The sequence below is a fragment of the Hydrogenophaga luteola genome (assembly GCF_042648585.1).
In the GTDB taxonomy this organism is placed as follows: domain Bacteria; phylum Pseudomonadota; class Gammaproteobacteria; order Burkholderiales; family Burkholderiaceae_C; genus Hydrogenophaga; species Hydrogenophaga luteola.
The window spans coordinates 473,202-489,007 of the sequence record NZ_JBHRXX010000009.1; the positions used below are offsets into that span (position 1 = coordinate 473,202).

The 15,806-nt window shown below is 59.7% G+C and carries 14 protein-coding genes; 4 read left to right on the top strand and 10 right to left on the bottom strand.

Annotated features, from left to right (window positions below):
* Positions 1-375 (bottom strand): hypothetical protein, encoded by a 375-nt coding sequence (locus ACFOPI_RS21070; RefSeq protein WP_382178363.1) that lies wholly within the window; start codon positions 373-375, stop codon positions 1-3.
* An 86-nt stretch (positions 376-461) separates the two neighbouring features.
* Between ACFOPI_RS21070 and ACFOPI_RS21075 the strand changes: the two genes are divergently transcribed.
* Complete coding sequence (locus tag ACFOPI_RS21075; protein ID WP_382178366.1) at positions 462-749, top strand: hypothetical protein; 288 nt, start codon at positions 462-464, stop codon at positions 747-749.
* Here the strand turns inward: ACFOPI_RS21075 and ACFOPI_RS21080 are convergent.
* Positions 718-1,179 (bottom strand): thermonuclease family protein, encoded by a 462-nt coding sequence (locus tag ACFOPI_RS21080; RefSeq protein WP_382178369.1) that lies wholly within the window; start codon positions 1,177-1,179, stop codon positions 718-720. The genes ACFOPI_RS21075 and ACFOPI_RS21080 overlap by 32 nt on opposite strands.
* A 1,352-nt stretch (positions 1,180-2,531) precedes the next feature.
* Here ACFOPI_RS21080 and ACFOPI_RS21085 point away from each other — a divergent pair.
* Entirely contained in the window at positions 2,532-3,386 is an 855-nt protein-coding gene (locus ACFOPI_RS21085) for a hypothetical protein (RefSeq protein ID WP_382178371.1), read from the top strand.
* Positions 3,383-4,408 carry a hypothetical protein gene (locus ACFOPI_RS21090; protein ID WP_382178374.1) on the top strand — a complete coding sequence of 342 codons (1,026 nt, stop codon included), beginning with the start codon at positions 3,383-3,385 and terminating at the stop codon, positions 4,406-4,408. The genes ACFOPI_RS21085 and ACFOPI_RS21090 overlap by 4 nt, the downstream gene beginning before the upstream one ends.
* 332 nt (positions 4,409-4,740) lie before the next feature.
* Here the strand turns inward: ACFOPI_RS21090 and ACFOPI_RS21095 are convergent, their stop codons facing one another.
* The 8 genes from ACFOPI_RS21095 to ACFOPI_RS21130 all read right to left on the bottom strand — a co-directional run bounded on the left by ACFOPI_RS21095 (position 4,741) and on the right by ACFOPI_RS21130 (position 13,718).
* Positions 4,741-6,201 (bottom strand): YfjI family protein, encoded by a 1,461-nt coding sequence (locus tag ACFOPI_RS21095; protein WP_382178377.1) that lies wholly within the window; start codon positions 6,199-6,201, stop codon positions 4,741-4,743.
* A gap of 423 nt (positions 6,202-6,624) precedes the next feature.
* Positions 6,625-6,831, bottom strand: coding sequence for a hypothetical protein (locus tag ACFOPI_RS21100; RefSeq protein WP_382178379.1), 207 nt, complete (start codon positions 6,829-6,831; stop codon positions 6,625-6,627).
* 12 nt (positions 6,832-6,843) lie between these two features.
* Positions 6,844-7,038 carry a helix-turn-helix transcriptional regulator gene (locus ACFOPI_RS21105; RefSeq protein WP_079365813.1) on the bottom strand — a complete coding sequence of 65 codons (195 nt, stop codon included), beginning with the start codon at positions 7,036-7,038 and terminating at the stop codon, positions 6,844-6,846.
* 772 nt (positions 7,039-7,810) lie between these two features.
* Positions 7,811-8,473, bottom strand: a complete 663-nt coding sequence (locus ACFOPI_RS21110) for a hypothetical protein (protein ID WP_382178381.1) — start codon at positions 8,471-8,473, stop codon at positions 7,811-7,813.
* Between the two features lie 13 nt (positions 8,474-8,486).
* Positions 8,487-8,702: a hypothetical protein gene (locus tag ACFOPI_RS21115; protein WP_382178384.1), complete on the bottom strand. Its 216-nt coding sequence runs from the start codon at positions 8,700-8,702 to the stop codon at positions 8,487-8,489.
* Positions 8,703-8,805: 103 nt separating this feature from the next.
* The gene (locus ACFOPI_RS21120; RefSeq protein ID WP_382178386.1) at positions 8,806-10,155 is read right to left on the bottom strand and encodes an integrase; all 1,350 of its coding nucleotides are present in this window, start codon (positions 10,153-10,155) and stop codon (positions 8,806-8,808) included.
* A 345-nt stretch (positions 10,156-10,500) separates the two neighbouring features.
* Positions 10,501-10,953 carry a response regulator gene (locus ACFOPI_RS21125; RefSeq protein ID WP_382178389.1) on the bottom strand — a complete coding sequence of 151 codons (453 nt, stop codon included), beginning with the start codon at positions 10,951-10,953 and terminating at the stop codon, positions 10,501-10,503.
* Positions 10,950-13,718 (bottom strand): PAS domain S-box protein, encoded by a 2,769-nt coding sequence (locus ACFOPI_RS21130; RefSeq protein ID WP_382178778.1) that lies wholly within the window; start codon positions 13,716-13,718, stop codon positions 10,950-10,952. Before ACFOPI_RS21130 ends, ACFOPI_RS21125 begins: the two co-directional genes overlap by 4 nt.
* A gap of 519 nt (positions 13,719-14,237) precedes the next feature.
* Here ACFOPI_RS21130 and ACFOPI_RS21135 point away from each other — a divergent pair.
* A complete protein-coding gene (locus tag ACFOPI_RS21135; RefSeq protein ID WP_382178392.1) occupies positions 14,238-15,803 on the top strand; it encodes a methyl-accepting chemotaxis protein in 1,566 nt (521 codons plus the stop codon).
* Positions 15,804-15,806: the final 3 nt, after the last annotated feature.

Below are 15,806 nucleotides of genomic sequence, written 5' to 3' on the forward strand. Positions count from 1 at the left end.
TCAGAACCCTCCAAAGTCCTCGAATCCTTCAACAACGTCGAGCCTTACCCCGGGGGGGAGGTCGCACTCAAACCACTTCACTGGCCTCCAGTCTGGTTCTGGAGACTTCTCGACCTCGGCGGCAGACCGCTTTTCAAGAAGGTCATTAACCATGCCCGGGCCAAGTGCGAACGGGACGTTATGGGCCATGTCCGGTTCGTAGTCGAGGTCTTCCGCAGAGATGTGATACGGCTTGCTCCAAGGACCAGCCAAATCCCCAGCACCAACGCGCGTTTGAATGTCTATCGACTCGTCGGAGTTGAAGAGCGTGAGCCACTGGAACCGCAGTCCCCGGTAGTTCATGACGACGCTGAGCACGGCGGATTTGATCTTCATGGAAAAAGCATACGCCAGGCGAAGCGCGCCGCAAACCGGAAACCTCACCCGCAGCACGACTGCACCTACCCCTGAAAGGAACAGCCATGAGCCAAGCTGAGATCAAGGAGCTAAAAGAACACCTCCAGGAACAGACGGCCTTCACTGCTTCGGCGTGCCTGATGATTGGCGCGATTGCCTCAGTGTTGACAGATGAACAGTTCGCGGATGTCTTCGAGCGCTACGAGGAAGCCGCTTTGACCCATAGAACCAACGTGGCCAACTCGCCCAGGAAGAACGCCAAGCAATGGGCCACAGCCATGGAAGAGGCGCAGCAGGCTTTGCTGGTCCAGACAATTGGCATCAGGGAGATGAACCGACATGCCGCGAGGTAGAGCGCTTTTGCTGACGCCAGTCCCAAGGCGGGACCGGTGACGCGTCTGACCAAAGACCAACCCTTGCTCCCTTGGCGCGGTCCTGCAATGGGTAAAGGTGTTCATAGCCCTCTGAGTACCTGTCGAACACCCAGGCCATCCCGGTTTTGACCTGCGCCATTGAAACGTCTTGACCCTGACACTCCACATCAGCCACGGTGCGGCCGTACTTGTCGCGTGTGGTCGGTCTGATGGTTGCTGTTTCCCGAAAGCAGAGGTCGGACAGAGCCTGCTTTGATCGCTGCCCAAACGCTTGGGCCTTCTCTGGTGCATCGATTCCCGATATGCGCACCTTCACCTGTTCATAGGCTCCGGGCTCGCCACAACGGGCTGTGAGGGTGTCTCCGTCAGCGACTGCGACCACGAGGCAAAACAGAACATCGAGAGCCACTTAGCAAAACCTCACCTGCACTCTGCGCCCCCACCTTTTCGGCTGCGGCAGCTTTGACCAAAGGAGCAATGAGCGTCGACCTCGCACGACACGGGCGCGGCCAAGGGCACCACCTGAGGCAGTGGCTCCCGCGCTTGAGATGCCTTCACTAAGCTCCACCCCCGCGCGTACATGCAAGCCTCCGCGCTGCTGCTTCGGTTTCGCGCGTTGACATCAATGGGTATTGATGCAGGGGCGATGACTTGACCGGGATATGTCGTGCAAGTGGTGGTGGTTGATCCGTACACGCTGTTCCCCATCCCATACGCCGACCCGCTCCCTGCGCATTGGGTTGACGACGGGGCCACATACCCGCTTGAAATCTGATGCGCCATGTAGGCGGCCGGGTACAGACGCGCCGCCTCTGACTGGCACTCGTATTGATCGCGTGAGAAATCCTGCTGCGACGCTCCAGGCTTCACCCACTGATAGCTTGCACAGCCACCAACGACGAGGGCCATGCATGCGAAAACACATCTGATCCAAAACGTGCCCATACAGCCCCCGTGCAAATTCCGCCCTGCGGTCAGGTCGATGCCTTCAGTCTAGCAGTCGAGGTCATCCGAAACCCAGGGATATGTGGCATATTTGCAATTGATTTCGTATTCTGAAAGGCTGCATATGCCAAAAGGCGGTTATCGGTTTGGAGCGGGACGGCCATCAACTAAAGCCAAAGCGGAACAGCTTCCGAGGATCGACCTGAGAGAGCTTAGGCGAAAGGGATTGCTTAACTTTGGGGATACCTTTACCTGGCGATGGTCGAAATTTGGGGAGGTAGTTGGCTCTGTTTCGGCAACATTTACAGACACGCATTGCCTAGCCCTTCGCAATGCTTCCTGGGTTCAAAGAATAGAACTTGATTACACCGAATGCCATTTCGGTGGAAGTCGCCTTTGGATGCGCTGCCATCGCTGCAATTGCCGGTGCTCGGTGGTGTATTTGAGGGGGCAATCCTTCTCGTGCAGGAAATGCTCTAAGGTTGCTTACACCTCACAGTCAGAGGACTATTGCGGAAGACTTTGGCGCAAGCAGGCAAAGCTAGAAAGCAAGTTGGGAGGCGGATGGTCGAGACCCAAAGGAATGCACCGAAAGACGCACCAAGCGGTCTTTGAGAAGATTGTTAACTGCGAGGAACAAAGAGAGGATGAGTTTGTGCGCTTCGCTCAAAGAATCATGCAGTCTGACCGTTATTAGATTGGCTAATTATTGGGGCAATAGCATTAGGAAATCGGAATTGACTTTGTGTTAGTAATTGCTAGTATCTAGGTGCTGAGTTTCGGCCCGCCAGCAGCCACGCAATTAGTGAGGCTGCAATGCTTGTCGAACAGAGTCAACGAATTGAAATTGATCCGGACGCACTAGAGACCTACCTCGTCACCATGCCGCAGGCCCCGTGCCCTGTGGTTCACCACTTCGGCCCCGGCGTCTACATCCGCGAAGTCACCATTCCCAAGGGTGCTATCGCGATGGGGCACAAGCAGCGCCACGAACACCTGAACATTGTCCTTAAAGGCTCCGTCGCCATCATTGGCGATGATGGGCAAGTCAAGGTCATTTCTGCGCCTGCAATTTTCGTCGGTCAACCTGGGCGCAAGGTTGGCGGGTGCATTGAAGAGTGCGTTTGGCACAACGTCTATCCAAATCCTGACAATTGCCGAGACATTGAAACGCTAGAGGCTCGCTGGCTGGAAAAGTCAGATATTGCGCTTGAGTATGAACGGCTTTACGTTGAGTGTCTCTCAAGTCACTACGAGAAGGATCGTCAAGACTACGCTGTAATGCTGGAAGAGCTTGGGCTTTCGGATGAGTTCGTTAGAGCGGAATCCGAGACTGTTAAAGACTTGGTAGAAATTCCGGGTGAGTATGCAACTCGCATATCTGTTCGCAGTTCAGCGATTGAGGGAAAGGGGCTGTTTGCATCTTGCCCTGTAAATGCGGGCGATTTCATTGCTCCAGCAAGGATAGGCCGGTTTAGAACCATTGCGGGGCGCTATACCAATCACGCCGCCATTCCGAACTGTGAGTTTCGAGAGGCCCACGATGGTGACCTTTACTTGGTCGCGCTTGCCAATTTGAACGGCTCAATTGGTGGGTCGTTCGGAACGGAATTGACGGTCAACTATCGAGATGCATTGAAATTGTCTCGTCGTAAGGAGGTGCTGCAATGAGCGCCATCTTTACCGCAGTTGCGACTGTTGCTGTTGGAGCCTACTCAGCAGATCAAGCACGAAATAGCGCGAACCGAGCAACAGCAGCGGGCCTAGAGGCCAATGCAGCAGCACTCGCGCAGAGCCAACAGCAATTCGAGGCTTCCCAGCGCCTGCAGCAGTCAATTGCAGCCCAGCAGATGGCGACACAGCGCCACATCGCAGGCATGCAGATCGGCGAGTACCGCCGTCAGTTTGCAGAAGTTCAAAAGGTCCTGGCCCCGTTTATTACGGCTGGAAACGAAGCGCTAGGCCCTCTGAAGCAGTACCAAGCCACCGGCCTAGAGGCCATGGGCGACCAGCGCGACTTGCTTGGCATGAATGGCACTCAGGCGCAGCAAGCGGCAATCTCTGGACTATCCAACTCCCCGGAGATGGCGGCTTATCTCCAGCAAGGGGAGGGCGCGATTCTCCAGAACGCTGCTGCTACTGGTGGGCTCCGTGGTGGGAATACACAAGCGGCACTCGCACAGTTCCGCCCGTCTTTGCTGGCCGGGATGATTTCGCAGCAATACGACCGGCTTGGAGGTCTTGCCTCGATTGGCGTCAACACTTCGTCCATGCTCTACCAGACCGGGCAATCGGCAGCGGCGGGCCAGGCGAACGCTGGGATGCAGGTTGCCGGTCAAGTCGGCTCTGCACTGGCGGGTTACTCCGAGGGTGTTGGTAACGCCTATGGGACCCTGGCGCGGACCACTTCTGCGAACAGCGCGGGGATGGCCGGGGCGTACAACCAGTATTACAACAACCTCGGTTCCATGAACGCTGGTAACGCACTGGCCATAGGTAGCGCCAATCAAGGCTTTGCGAACACGGTGGCTGGTGCTCTCGGGTCCTACTCCTTCATGCAACAGATGAAGGGCAGCGGCATGGGAAGCAACCCAAGCACCGCAGGCCTAGCAGCCTCCTACACAGGCGGGGGAGGGTACTCCCTTGCGAGTGGCTACCAGGGCGGCGGCCTTGGCCTAAAGGCCAGCTTCTGACTTGTCATCTCACCTTTCCTGGTTCGGGATACGTTGAGACAAAGTAATCGGTTAGGCCGGCGCGTTGTTCGGGGGGGGCCTCCAAGCACTCCCGGACCATTTGAATGCGTGCTGTTTGCGAGTCTTGGAAATGCTCGCATGCGCGCATCGCGGCTTCAAGGAGACTGCGCACCGCAGGGTCGATGTGTCCGTGTCCATGTTGGCTAATGGCTAAAGTGGCTAAAGCGGCTAACGGAGTCTCTTCAGAGTGGTCGTGATGAGCCTGATTAGCCAAATTAGCCGGATTAGCCATTAGCCACGCCTCCATGGCAGCGTCTCGTATTGCGTCCATGTCAACCTTGAACATCCCGCACCTCCCATGTACCTGGCGTCGCAGCCTCGCGGATGTACCCGCGCTCTGCCAGCTCGCCCAACAGATCCTTGATGCCTTCAGCCTTTAGCCCCCGTATGGCTCTTGGAGATCGCTGCAAAACGTTCGCGGTCATGACGAACGGACCAACACTGGACATCCAATCCAACAGCATGTGCAGTCGCGCGTTTCTTTGGTCGGTGCGACCGGCACCGGTCAAACGCAAGTGCTCGCCCATGTAGAAGGTCGCGACCTTGATTCCTCCCTCCATCTCTCGGTCTGTAATGCTGGTACGTCCTTCAGCCACCGCCACGACCCCCGCGATGCGTGCAGCTTGCTCTGCGGCCTTGCTGGCGAAAGGTCTGGCGCCGGCAAGCTCACCACCGGGGCTTTGGGCTTGTTCAACTTGATTGAAGAACTCAACCCACATGGCCCGTGCGCTCGTTGTCATATGCATGGCCGTTGGGCGCAGCTCGAACCCGTCGCCCTCATTCCAAACGCGCGGTGTCTGGTCCAGAAGCTCGCGGATACGGTTGTTAAACCGAACCACCGCCGAGTTTTCCAACGGGTTGGAGTCTCTGAACAAACGCGAACCAGCCAGCGTGTCGGGCTGTGCGATCAGGCACCGCGCCAACAGTCCCTGACCTTGCGCAATTGGATCGGCAAGCAGTTGAGCAAGGATTACAGGCTGCACCAACACATGCAACGCGACACGGCGCCCAAGCAAGACGGTTAGGCCTTCGCCACCTCGAAGGGAATCGAGGGGCTCAGCTCCCCAAGCTTTCAAGTAGAAGCTCAGTCCCGACACGCGCCGTTCCTCGCGCATGCTGTGGCCGCCCAACATTTCGCCACCCTCGGCAGAGAAGACCCCAACACTGCTTTGATGCTTCAGCAGCTTGGTCAAGCCCTCGACAGTTGCGTTTGATACTGCGAGCACTTGGGCCATTGGCGGCGCTGCCTTGTCGACCTTCGGGCGCCCAGCGTTCTCCGTCTCCCACCTCTGCATGGCCTTGATATGGTCCCGCGCATGCTGCTTGCGCCGCTCCTCGATAGCGAGACAGGCCGCCGCATCGGTGGCACTCTTTCGGTCGCCGGATGCTGCTCCGGTGATGATGAAGAGGCTCAATGGGGCTATCTGCCCATGTGGCATTTGAACGTTGGCAAGTGGCGAAGCGGCTAACGATGCCGCAGCCAAAACACTGCCCCCGGCGAGTGCATCAGGTGCTTGAACATCACGGCCGATTGCTCGGGCGGCCTCCCCCAAGATAGCGCCTAGCGCATCAAACGGGAATGCATCAGCTCTTGCCGGGGATACCATTTGAAGTGGGTTCAGCGCCGGCCAATCATCAGCTTCGTGGCGGGCCTTCTTTCTCGCCATAGGTTGTAGCTTGGCAAGTTCATCGAACTGCTCAAGGGTGGAGGCGGGGATCAGCACATCAGACATTGCGTGCCTCCCGTGCGATGGCTAGGACTCGCCCAGAAGCCTGCATGAGACGGTTTCGATCATCTGTACTGAGTGGGCGACCCTCAGACAAGATACCTGCGCACACTGCCACCAAGTGAGCTTCCCTGGTCAACAGCTCCAGAGCCTGCGAAGGGGTCAACAATCCGGCAATGCGGCGGGGGCCTTTGCTGGGCCTTTCGCGGGGCGGGAAGAGGTCTTGAGGCTGCAGACCAACTGCAGAAACGATTTCGTTGAATCCGCACCCTGCAAAGCAGTGAAGTAGGACGGAGCCTTCAGGTGTCTCTCTAACGCTCAGGCTCGGCCCCTTGTCTGCATGTGCGGGGCAACACGCCGAATACTGGCCGGGCTGGCGCTGGCGCACCTTCTCAAGTCTGGCCAGCAGGAGTTCCAACGGTGATTGGGTCATTGGGCCACTCCCACCAGCTTTGCGAAGTCCTGCAGGGCTTCGAGGTCCTTGCAGTACCGCGACAGGCCATATCGCGAGACGTAGAAACCGCCGTCTTGCCCCTTGTGGACGGTGTGCCCCTTGAGGGCAAATGCAGCGGTCAGCGAAGCCTCTGGTTTCGTCAAGGCGAGTTCGTCCCTCGCGGTGAAGCGATCTGCTTTCATCGTGGGGACTCCTTACGCCTTGGACAGCGAGGCGATCAGCGCGGAAATGTCCGACTCTTTCCAGGCCACGGCGCGGGGGCCAAGCTTCACAGGCTTGGGGTACTTGCCGTCCCGAATTCCTTCGTAGAACGCTGATTTGGAGACAGGGAGGCGCTGCAGAACTTTGGGCAGCTTGAGCAGGGTTTCAGGTTGCGCGTCTTGAGCCATGTCGGCTTCCTTTCGATCAAACACCCGGACGGATGGGGCTCTGACCGTCAGGAAGACGCAACATGCAGACTAGCTACTGCACATCTTCTTGTGCTAAGGTCTCGGAGTCGCTTCAAGACACCTCGGCCCTAGTGGTCGAACCCCTGATGCCCCTATCAATTGCTTTGGCGAGCAGTAGTTAGGGGCATCACTCTTTGTTGGTCCGGTATCCCAACAAAAAGCGCTTGCTCGGAATTCTACGTGCTGAGTTCGCTCTTATTGCGCTCCCTTAGCCCTCCCAATACGTCCCCAGGGTTTGGACTGGTTACGCATACAGGTCTCATCCGAACGGGCCGATGATATGAGAGTGCACAGCGGTGTGCAAGGGGGTTTTTTAGTCCGAGAGGAAAATCGGCGGGACAACCCGTGCAATCTCTGTGGATAACTTCATTCATATCCCGGCGAATGAATGCCTGATTGGTGAGACATTGCAAAAAACTCTTTGTAAATCAATAACTTGCATTTCATAATTTGCACCAGAAATGCGATCTGCTTTTATTGATTTTTTTGACAGGCTTAGGTGGATTGCGAGCTAGAAAAGGCTGCTTCTAGCAATCGAGCGGCCTTCGATCGAACGTTTGTGAGTGATGCGAGACAATACGCGCGCTACTAAGCTGGGAGGTTGTGGTTGCTGTTGAGCTAGGAGCGCTAGTTGTTGTCGAAGATGTGGAAGTCGGCGAGCAATTCGTGGGACGTTCGCACCTAGTTCTTGTAGCGCTCTTCCTCAACTCGCTCACATTCGCACGCCACTTTTGATGTGCGCGAGCATCTTCTGAAGGCTCGCGTCTTGCAGAGCGGCCTTGCGGTTCTTGAGTGCGTTCACTTGCTCCGGGCGCCTTGTGACAGCCCCAACACGAAGAAGGGTCCTGATTTCATCGACCTTCTCTTCTATGGCGTGAGCGATGCCGGGTGCATAGGCCCAGGCATGCCCTTGCTGTAGATCGTTCTGACAGGCTGTCCATCCCAGCAGAATGTGCCGCTCCAACTGCGCACGAAACTCTGTCTCGGTGAGGTCAAGGGCGCGCAATTCACGGTCAATCTCCTTCACCTCTTGATCGACGCGCCGTTTGTTTGCTCGTGCCCGTTTCTCTTCGGGGAGGGCATGGACAACAAGGCGGAAGTGATCCGCCGTCCCGTCTCCTTTCGACAGGACAAAGCGCCGTTGTTCACTGTTGCGCCACCTCACCCCGCGAGGTGCCTTGCATTCGTCAGGGAAGGGCGTTCCAGGCGGGATCAGGCCTGATGCCCTCAGCGAGTCCCGCGCCCCCAAAAGCCCCAAACTGTCACCATAGGCATGAAGGACAAGCCCTTTGGGCGGGGCGGCTCGTAGATCGTCCAATGAGGTGAAGGGCTGGTCCACCTCGGTCGCTGAAGCTCCCTTTGTATGTTTGTTCATGATGTCTCTCCGTTCAGATATACGGATTGAAGGCATGTTGAACCGCGTGCAACTTCTCAGCAGCAAGCCTGAGAAGACGGTCCCCACTTTCTCCGGGGTTGTCAAACGGCATCATCCTTGCAGCCTCGATCAGCGCGATCACGTCCCAGAGTTCGCCAGATTGCGTGTGGGCAACTGAAACCAGTGGTTCCGCCTGCACCTCTTGGGTGGTTACAGTTTGGATAGCCATGTCAATGCTCTTTCATTGCTGTGGTTAGGGGTGGGTCGGTGTTGCAGCACCTTCCTGCCCCGCCTGAATCCCTCGGATGATCCGCGCCGAGGCGTCGCAGTCGTCACGCTTTCTTGCGCTTCGGAAACTGGATGACGGTTTCTTTGGGTTGGTTCAGCAGGCGCAGCAGCTTGTCCATGCTTTGCCGCTTTTCGTCCAGGTAGTCGTGCCCGTCATAGTGGGTTGCTTGAACGCCCGTGATGCCGTGAGACTGGAGGCGCCCGCGAAGGTCTTTGGATACCTTTGCGGCGGCAAGGGCGGTCTCGACCCCGCTGCGAACCCTCTTGAGCAGGAACCCCGGAATCTGTGTGCCTACAGCTTCAGCAGCCCATTTGCCGAGGTTTCCCGGTGAGATGTGCGTCTTTCCGCCATCGGTTGACAGGCGATAGGGTGCATTGCCTTCGCATGCCTCAAGTTCCTTTTTCAAGGCCTTGGTGATGGGAATCGGATGGGCTCGCGGCGGCTTTCCTGGCCGTCCTTTCCCGTCATAGATGGTGAAGCAGTCCTCGGCGACCTTTTCATCAAGCAGACGCACAAGCTGGGCCACGCGTTGCCCACCTGACAAGAGGTGGATGCGCAGGGCTACTCCCGGCATTCCTTCCACAGTCTGCAGAACACCCCAATAGGTGCGCAGTTCATCGAGAGAAAGAGGGTGCTTGTCTGGGCGGTTGGCAGACTCGTCCGGGCTTGTCTCAGCGGCCGGATTGGAGTTGATGTTGTAGCCTTTGAAGGCAAGCGGAATGCTCGGCTTGGACTTTGCCGCCTTTGCTACTTGGTAGGCCGCCCGGACATAGCTGCGCAGCTTGTTGGCCGTCCGGTCTTTTCCTGCCTCAATGAGCTTGCGCATCATGTCGGCTATCTCTTCGGTCGTGACCACTGATGCAGGCTTTGCCGATGTGGTCGGGTAGGCGTCGAACACATGGTTCTTGAAGATGGACAGGGCGTCAGTGTGGGACTGCCTCCCCAAGTTCTGCAGGTATCCGCAATAGTCCCTGAGCAGGGCTTCGAGGGTGAACTTTGAACGGGCCTCCAATTGGCGGCGCTGCTCTTCAAGCGCGGCAAGTTCTGCTGCTTTCTCCTTCTCCGCGTCGGCCTCTTGCTGCTTGCGTAGACCTGCAAGGCCACCAATGGACAGGCTTTGTCTATGTAGGGTAGCAATCTCCGTTGCCTTGATGGCAGCAGCACGCCGGGAGTAACCGAGGGCCGTAGGTTCGACCGAGAGGGGCGGGCACTTGGGGTCATATGTGCCGATGGACTCGCGGAAATCCCGGCCCTGCATGGTGCAGCGCCAGTAGAAAGTGACAAGCCCGTTTGCCTGCTTGCGAGCCTGCAGGGTTCCCGATGGGTGGACCTTTTCCAGGGTGATGAACTTGCCGGGCTCGATATTGCTCAGCGATTTGGTATTGGTAGCCATCCGATCCTCTCGTTACCAGTTGATTACCAGTCTAGTAACGGATGCTAGCGGACTTTGTTGGACGGTGCTACGCCATAAGTGAATCAAATCAAAGGGTTACGACTTGGATATATGTCCAGTGTCGTCCAGGGTCGTCCGAGATATCGGACTTTTAATCCGTTGGTCGGCAGTTCGAGCCTGCCACGTCCTACCAAAATCCCCTCGTGGGACGAGAAAGCCTGCTACAAAACGTGGCGGGCTTTTTTGTTTGTGGCTTCGTGACCGGAGCATTTCCAGAATACCGGCAATAGATGGGCAGCAAGGTCACCCAGCAGCGAAACAGGTCTTTCAGTTGCAGCGCCTTGTTCACCTCTGCATGGACCGATCCGGTGGCGGTTCATTGGTGGCGAGCCAGTAGACGCCCAGGCGGGCCACGGTTTCGGCGAAGGCGGTGAAGTCCACTGGTTTCTGTACGAAGCTGTTGCAGCCGCTCTCGTAGCTCTTCAAACGGTCCTTCTGTTCGTCGGATGAAGTGAGGATCACCACGGGGAGCATCTCGGTGCGGGGATCCGCTCGCAGGCGTTCAAGCACCTCCAGGCCCGACAGCCGCGGCAAGCTGATGTCCAGCAGCACCACCGTGGGCAGATCGGGGCCATCGCGGTCGGCGAACTCACCGGTGCGAAACAGGTAGTCCAGTGCTTGCTGGCCGTCGCGAGCCACATCGATGCGGTTGGCAAGATGGGCTTTTTTCAGTGCGCGCAGGGTGAGCATCTCGTCCTGCAGGTTGTCTTCGACCAGCAGTATGGTTTTGGTGTTCACGTCGTGGACTCCTGTTCTCGTTGATCTGGCTTGTTCGGCAACAGCACCGAAAACCTTGCACCCTGGCCAGGCACGCCCTGCGCCCGGATCTGGCCACCATGGCGCTGCACGATTCGCTGAACCGTGGCCAGACCGATCCCAATGCCTGGGAACTCGTCCTGGCGGTGCAGGCGTTGAAAGGCCTTGAACAGGCGGGCGGCGTGGGCCATGTCGAAACCTGCGCCATTGTCCGAGACGCAGAAGCCGCTCAAGCCATCGGCGGCACAGGCCTGTACCCGGATCTCTGGCTGCGCCGTTGTGCCCGTGTACTTCCATGCGTTGTCGAGCAGGTTATCCAGCACGCTGGAGATCATGCGCTCGTCACCCTGCACCGTCAGGCCTTGGTCGACCTCGACCGACACACGGCGAGCTGGTTCTGCCGCCGCCAAGTCGGCCAGGTGTTGCTGCGCCAACGCAGACACGTCGACTCGGTCCATCCGCAGGTCGCCACGCGTGCTGCGAGCGAGCGTCAGCAAACCTTCGACCAGATCGGTCATCTTTCGACCAGCCAGGACGATCTGCTCCAGATAGGTCTTGGCCTCGCTGGAGAGGGAGGCCGAATGGTCTTCCTGCAGCGCGCTGGAGAAGCCGCTCATCGCTCTCAGTGGCGCCCGCAGATCGTGCGATACCGCGTAGGCAAACGACTCCAGTTCCTGGTTAGCCGCAGTCAGCTCGGCGGTGCGCTCGGCAACACGGACCTCCAGGGTGGTATTGAGTTCGCGCAATGCGGCCTCTGCCGACTTGATCGCGTCGATATCGGTGTGTGTGCCCAGCATGCGCAGCGGGCGGCCATCGGCAGCGCGCGCCTGAATCCTGCCCAGCGAGAGAATCCACTTCCAGCCCCCCTCGCGTGTTTGCTGGCGGAACTCGACCCGGTACTCCTGCAGCCGGCCTGCCAAGTAGTCTTCGAAGACCCGGAGGGTTGTGGGCCGGTCGTCCGGGTGCATTCGGTCACGCCAGGAGGCGCTGCTTTCCTGAAAGGTGGCCGGGTCGTAGCCCAGCATGGTGGCGTACTCGGGACTCACCTTGGCAACGCCTGTGGTCAGGTCCAGGTCGTACAGGCCCTGGCAGGCGGCGGCCAGCGCCAGACGCAGTCGCTCCTCGCTCTCGCGCACCGCCAACTCGGCCTCTCGGCTGGCGCGGACGTCTCGCATGATGGTGGATAGGAACAGCAGCTTTCCCTGTGGGTCCTTGTGGCTGAGGATGAGCTGCGAAACCGGAATCTCCCTGCCGTCCGGTCCCAGAACCGCAGTCTCGCCCGACCATCGGCCGTCGCGCACGGCCATCTGCAGGCCCTTACCCAGGATGATGTCGCTGGCCCACCGTGGATGGACATTCGCGATCGTTTTCGGCAAGGGCGCTTCCGGACCGAGGCCCAGCAGTGCACGCCCAGCCACGTTCAGATAGGTGAGATGGCCTTCAGGGTCGGCCATGCCGACGAGGTCGCTGGTGGCCTCCAGAATCGCAGCCAGTCGCTGGCGCTCCTGTTCGGCCTGTACGCGCGCGGTGATGTCTCGGTCGACTCCCTGGAACCCCTGCAGCTCACCCTTGGCGTCCAGGACCGGTTGTGCATTGGATTCCAGCACCCGGTAGCTGCCGTCCTGGTGGCGCCAGCGAATGACGATGTTGCGCCAGCCGATCCGGCGCGCACGCGACTTCTGATGGGTGTCCTCGAACAGGGCGAGGTCATCAGGATGAACCAGGGTCGCCGCGTCGGTCGCCAGAAACGCCTCGACCCGATAGCCCAGGATCGCCGTGACCCCCGGATTGCTGTAGGTGTGGCGGCCGAGCAGGTCGTGCTCCCAGATCCAGTCGGCGGAGTTCTCGGCCAGGTTGCGGAACCGTTGCTCGCTATCGCGCAGGGCCAGCGTCTGTCGCGCCACTTCGCTGCGCAGCAGGGCCAGGAAGCCCAGCGCCAGCACCAGCAGGCCCAGCACCACGGCCAGGCCCCACCAGAAGGCCTGTGGCACGCGGGGCCCTGTGGTCTGGTGCCCCCACCGCGCCAGCGTCTGGAAGTAGAACGAGTTGGCATCGTTCTGCCAGACGTCCAGCAGGGCGTCGATGTCGGCCAGCAGGTCGGCGTTGCTGCCTTTGTCGGTGGCGAAGTACAGCTTGCTGGGCAGGAACACCAGGCTGGATGCGGTCAGCCCGTAGCGACTGGCGGCCGCATCGCCTGAGTAGCGGTTGGCGGCCACCGCATCGGCCCAGCCCGTGGCCACCATGCTGAAGGCCTGGTCAAACGACTTCACCGGCACCAGTTCGGCGCGCAGCCCGAAGCTGTTGAGCAGGCCCGCCAGATGCTCCTGCTGAACCGACCCTTCCAGCACCACCACGCGCTTGCCCTCCAGGTCGAGCACCGACTGCAGCTCCGCGCCTGGTCGCCGGTACACCTGCGACCAGCTGGGCAGAGCAGGGACGTTGTGGAAATCAAAGCGCTGCGCGCGCGTGTCGTTGTAGGCCACGTCCGGCATCAGGTCGATCTGGCCATCTTCCAGAAGTCGCAGACACCGGTCCCAATCGCACGGCACCGGTTCCAGTTTCCAACGCTTCAGCCGGGCCATTTCGGTCAGCAGGTCGCCCAGAATGCCACTGGGCTGCCCTTGCTCCCCCGCCTGCAGCTTGGGCGGGTTCTCGTAAATGCCCACGCGGACCACCCGAGGTGCCGCCTGCGCAGCGCCCGCGACCACCGCGGCAAACAGAGACAGGGCGATGAAGCCACAGCGCATCGCGTGCACGCGAGCTCGACTCGCAGACCAAGGCGGAAGCACAGATCTGCTCCGTGAAAGCAGTGCCAGGTCAAACCCATCGGACTTCGACGTCAACATGCGCTCTCGAAGGTGTTGGGGGCGGCATTCCACGCACAGCAGGTCATGCATCGCACAGGTCCGAGCACCTCAACAGTGCACAGGCCCTCTCCCCAGTTGTTGAACAACGCTTCACGATGCCTATCCGCAGCCGAGGTGTGACGTGGTTCGAATGCGGAACGAGCGGTTCAGTATAGGGTGCTCCGGGCGGTGCTTGTCTGCCGGTCGCACACCTGCGTTGAAGGGTCTGGCTGTGTTTTGCGGCGCTCATTCGGCCTTCAGTCTGTACCGCAATGTCCGATATTCGTGGGACTCATCGCTTTGTTTCCGGACGACTCCACCCCGTGGAGCCATGGTCAGCGTGGGACAGGAGGGGGCTGGTCCTCAGGCAGGTCTCCAGCTTCTGGTCGGGCAGACATTGAATCGAAACGGGGGCGCTACGTGGAACTGATCATCAAAGCCTTGCGCCAATGGCGAATCCGCACGCGCATGATCGCCCTGCTGGTGATCGCGCTGACCTTGGTGTGCGTGGTGGCGGCTGCCGGGGTGTTCTCCTTGCAGCAGCAAAACCAGCGCACCGACGAGTTCATCAATCGCTCGCTGCATCTGTCCCACCAACTCAGTGAGATCAACCGGAAGGTCGGGGACATCAACCGGGCCGAGAAGGACATGGTCATCTACTACGACGACCGCATCACGCTCAACCAGCACAGGGATCGCTGGACTGCCGCCATAGCGGGGGTGCAGAAACAGCTGGGTGACCTGCTGGGCAGCGCCAGCGAGAAAGAGATGCCCCTCCTCAATGAATCAGTGAGCAGGCTGGAGGCATACGAGAAGGCGACCAAACAGATCGTATTGCAGGTGGAGGACGGTGCCTACGACAACGGCACCACTGCCGACAAGATGCTGGGGCAGGCCAAGGAGCAGATGCGCTTGATGGAGGCTTCGCTGCTCGGGCTGGCGAAGGTGCTGGATGAGGATGCCGCAGAGGCGCGCACGGCGCGAGAGCAGGGCGTCCAGCAGGCCATGATGATCAGCCTGGGGGTTCTGGTGGCCGTGGCGGCGCTGCTGGTACCGTTTGTCTGGCTCAACATGCGCAGCATCTGCACTCCTCTGGATCGGGCGCGCGAACTGGCCAGCGCCATTGCGCAAGGCGATCTGACCCGCCATGTGGACAACCATGGGCGCGACGAGACCGCCGCCATGTTGGCCTCATTGCAGTCGATGCAGGCATCGCTGCAGGCGGCGGTGAAGCAGGTGCGCCAAGCCAGCGACAGCATTGACACGGCCAGCGCAGAGATCGCCTCGGGCAACCAGGATCTCTCCAACCGAACCGAGCAGGCGGCCAGCAACCTGCAGCAGACCGCGGCCTCCATGGAGCAACTGACCAGCACCGTGCGCAACAGCGCCGACGCGGCGCGCCAGGCCAACCAGCTGGCCGCCAGCGCCTCGGAGATCGCCGTGCGCGGCGGTCAGGTGGTGGACCAGGTGGTGCACACCATGCAGGAGATCCACCAGAGCAGCCAGAAGATCAACGACATCATCGGCGTGATCGACGGCATCGCCTTCCAGACCAACATCCTGGCGCTCAACGCGGCCGTCGAGGCGGCGCGGGCAGGCGAGCAGGGCCGCGGCTTTGCCGTGGTGGCGGCCGAGGTGCGCAACCTGGCGCAACGCAGCGCCGAGGCGGCCAAGGAAATCAAAGGCCTGATCAGCGCCAGCGTGGACAAGGTCGAGACCGGCAGCCGCCTGGTGGGCGATGCGGGTCAGACCATGGGCGAGGTGGTTGGTTCGATCCGCCGCGTGACCGACATCGTCGGCGAGATCAGCGCGGCCGCGGGCGAACAGAGCGATGGCATCGGCCAAGTGAACGTGGCGGTCACGCAGCTGGACCAGATGACGCAGCAGAACGCGGCGTTGGTGGAAGAGAGCGCGGCTGCGGCACAGAGTCTCAAGGACCAGGCCGCCGTGCTCACCCGCACGGTGCAGGTGTTCCGGGTGCAATGACCA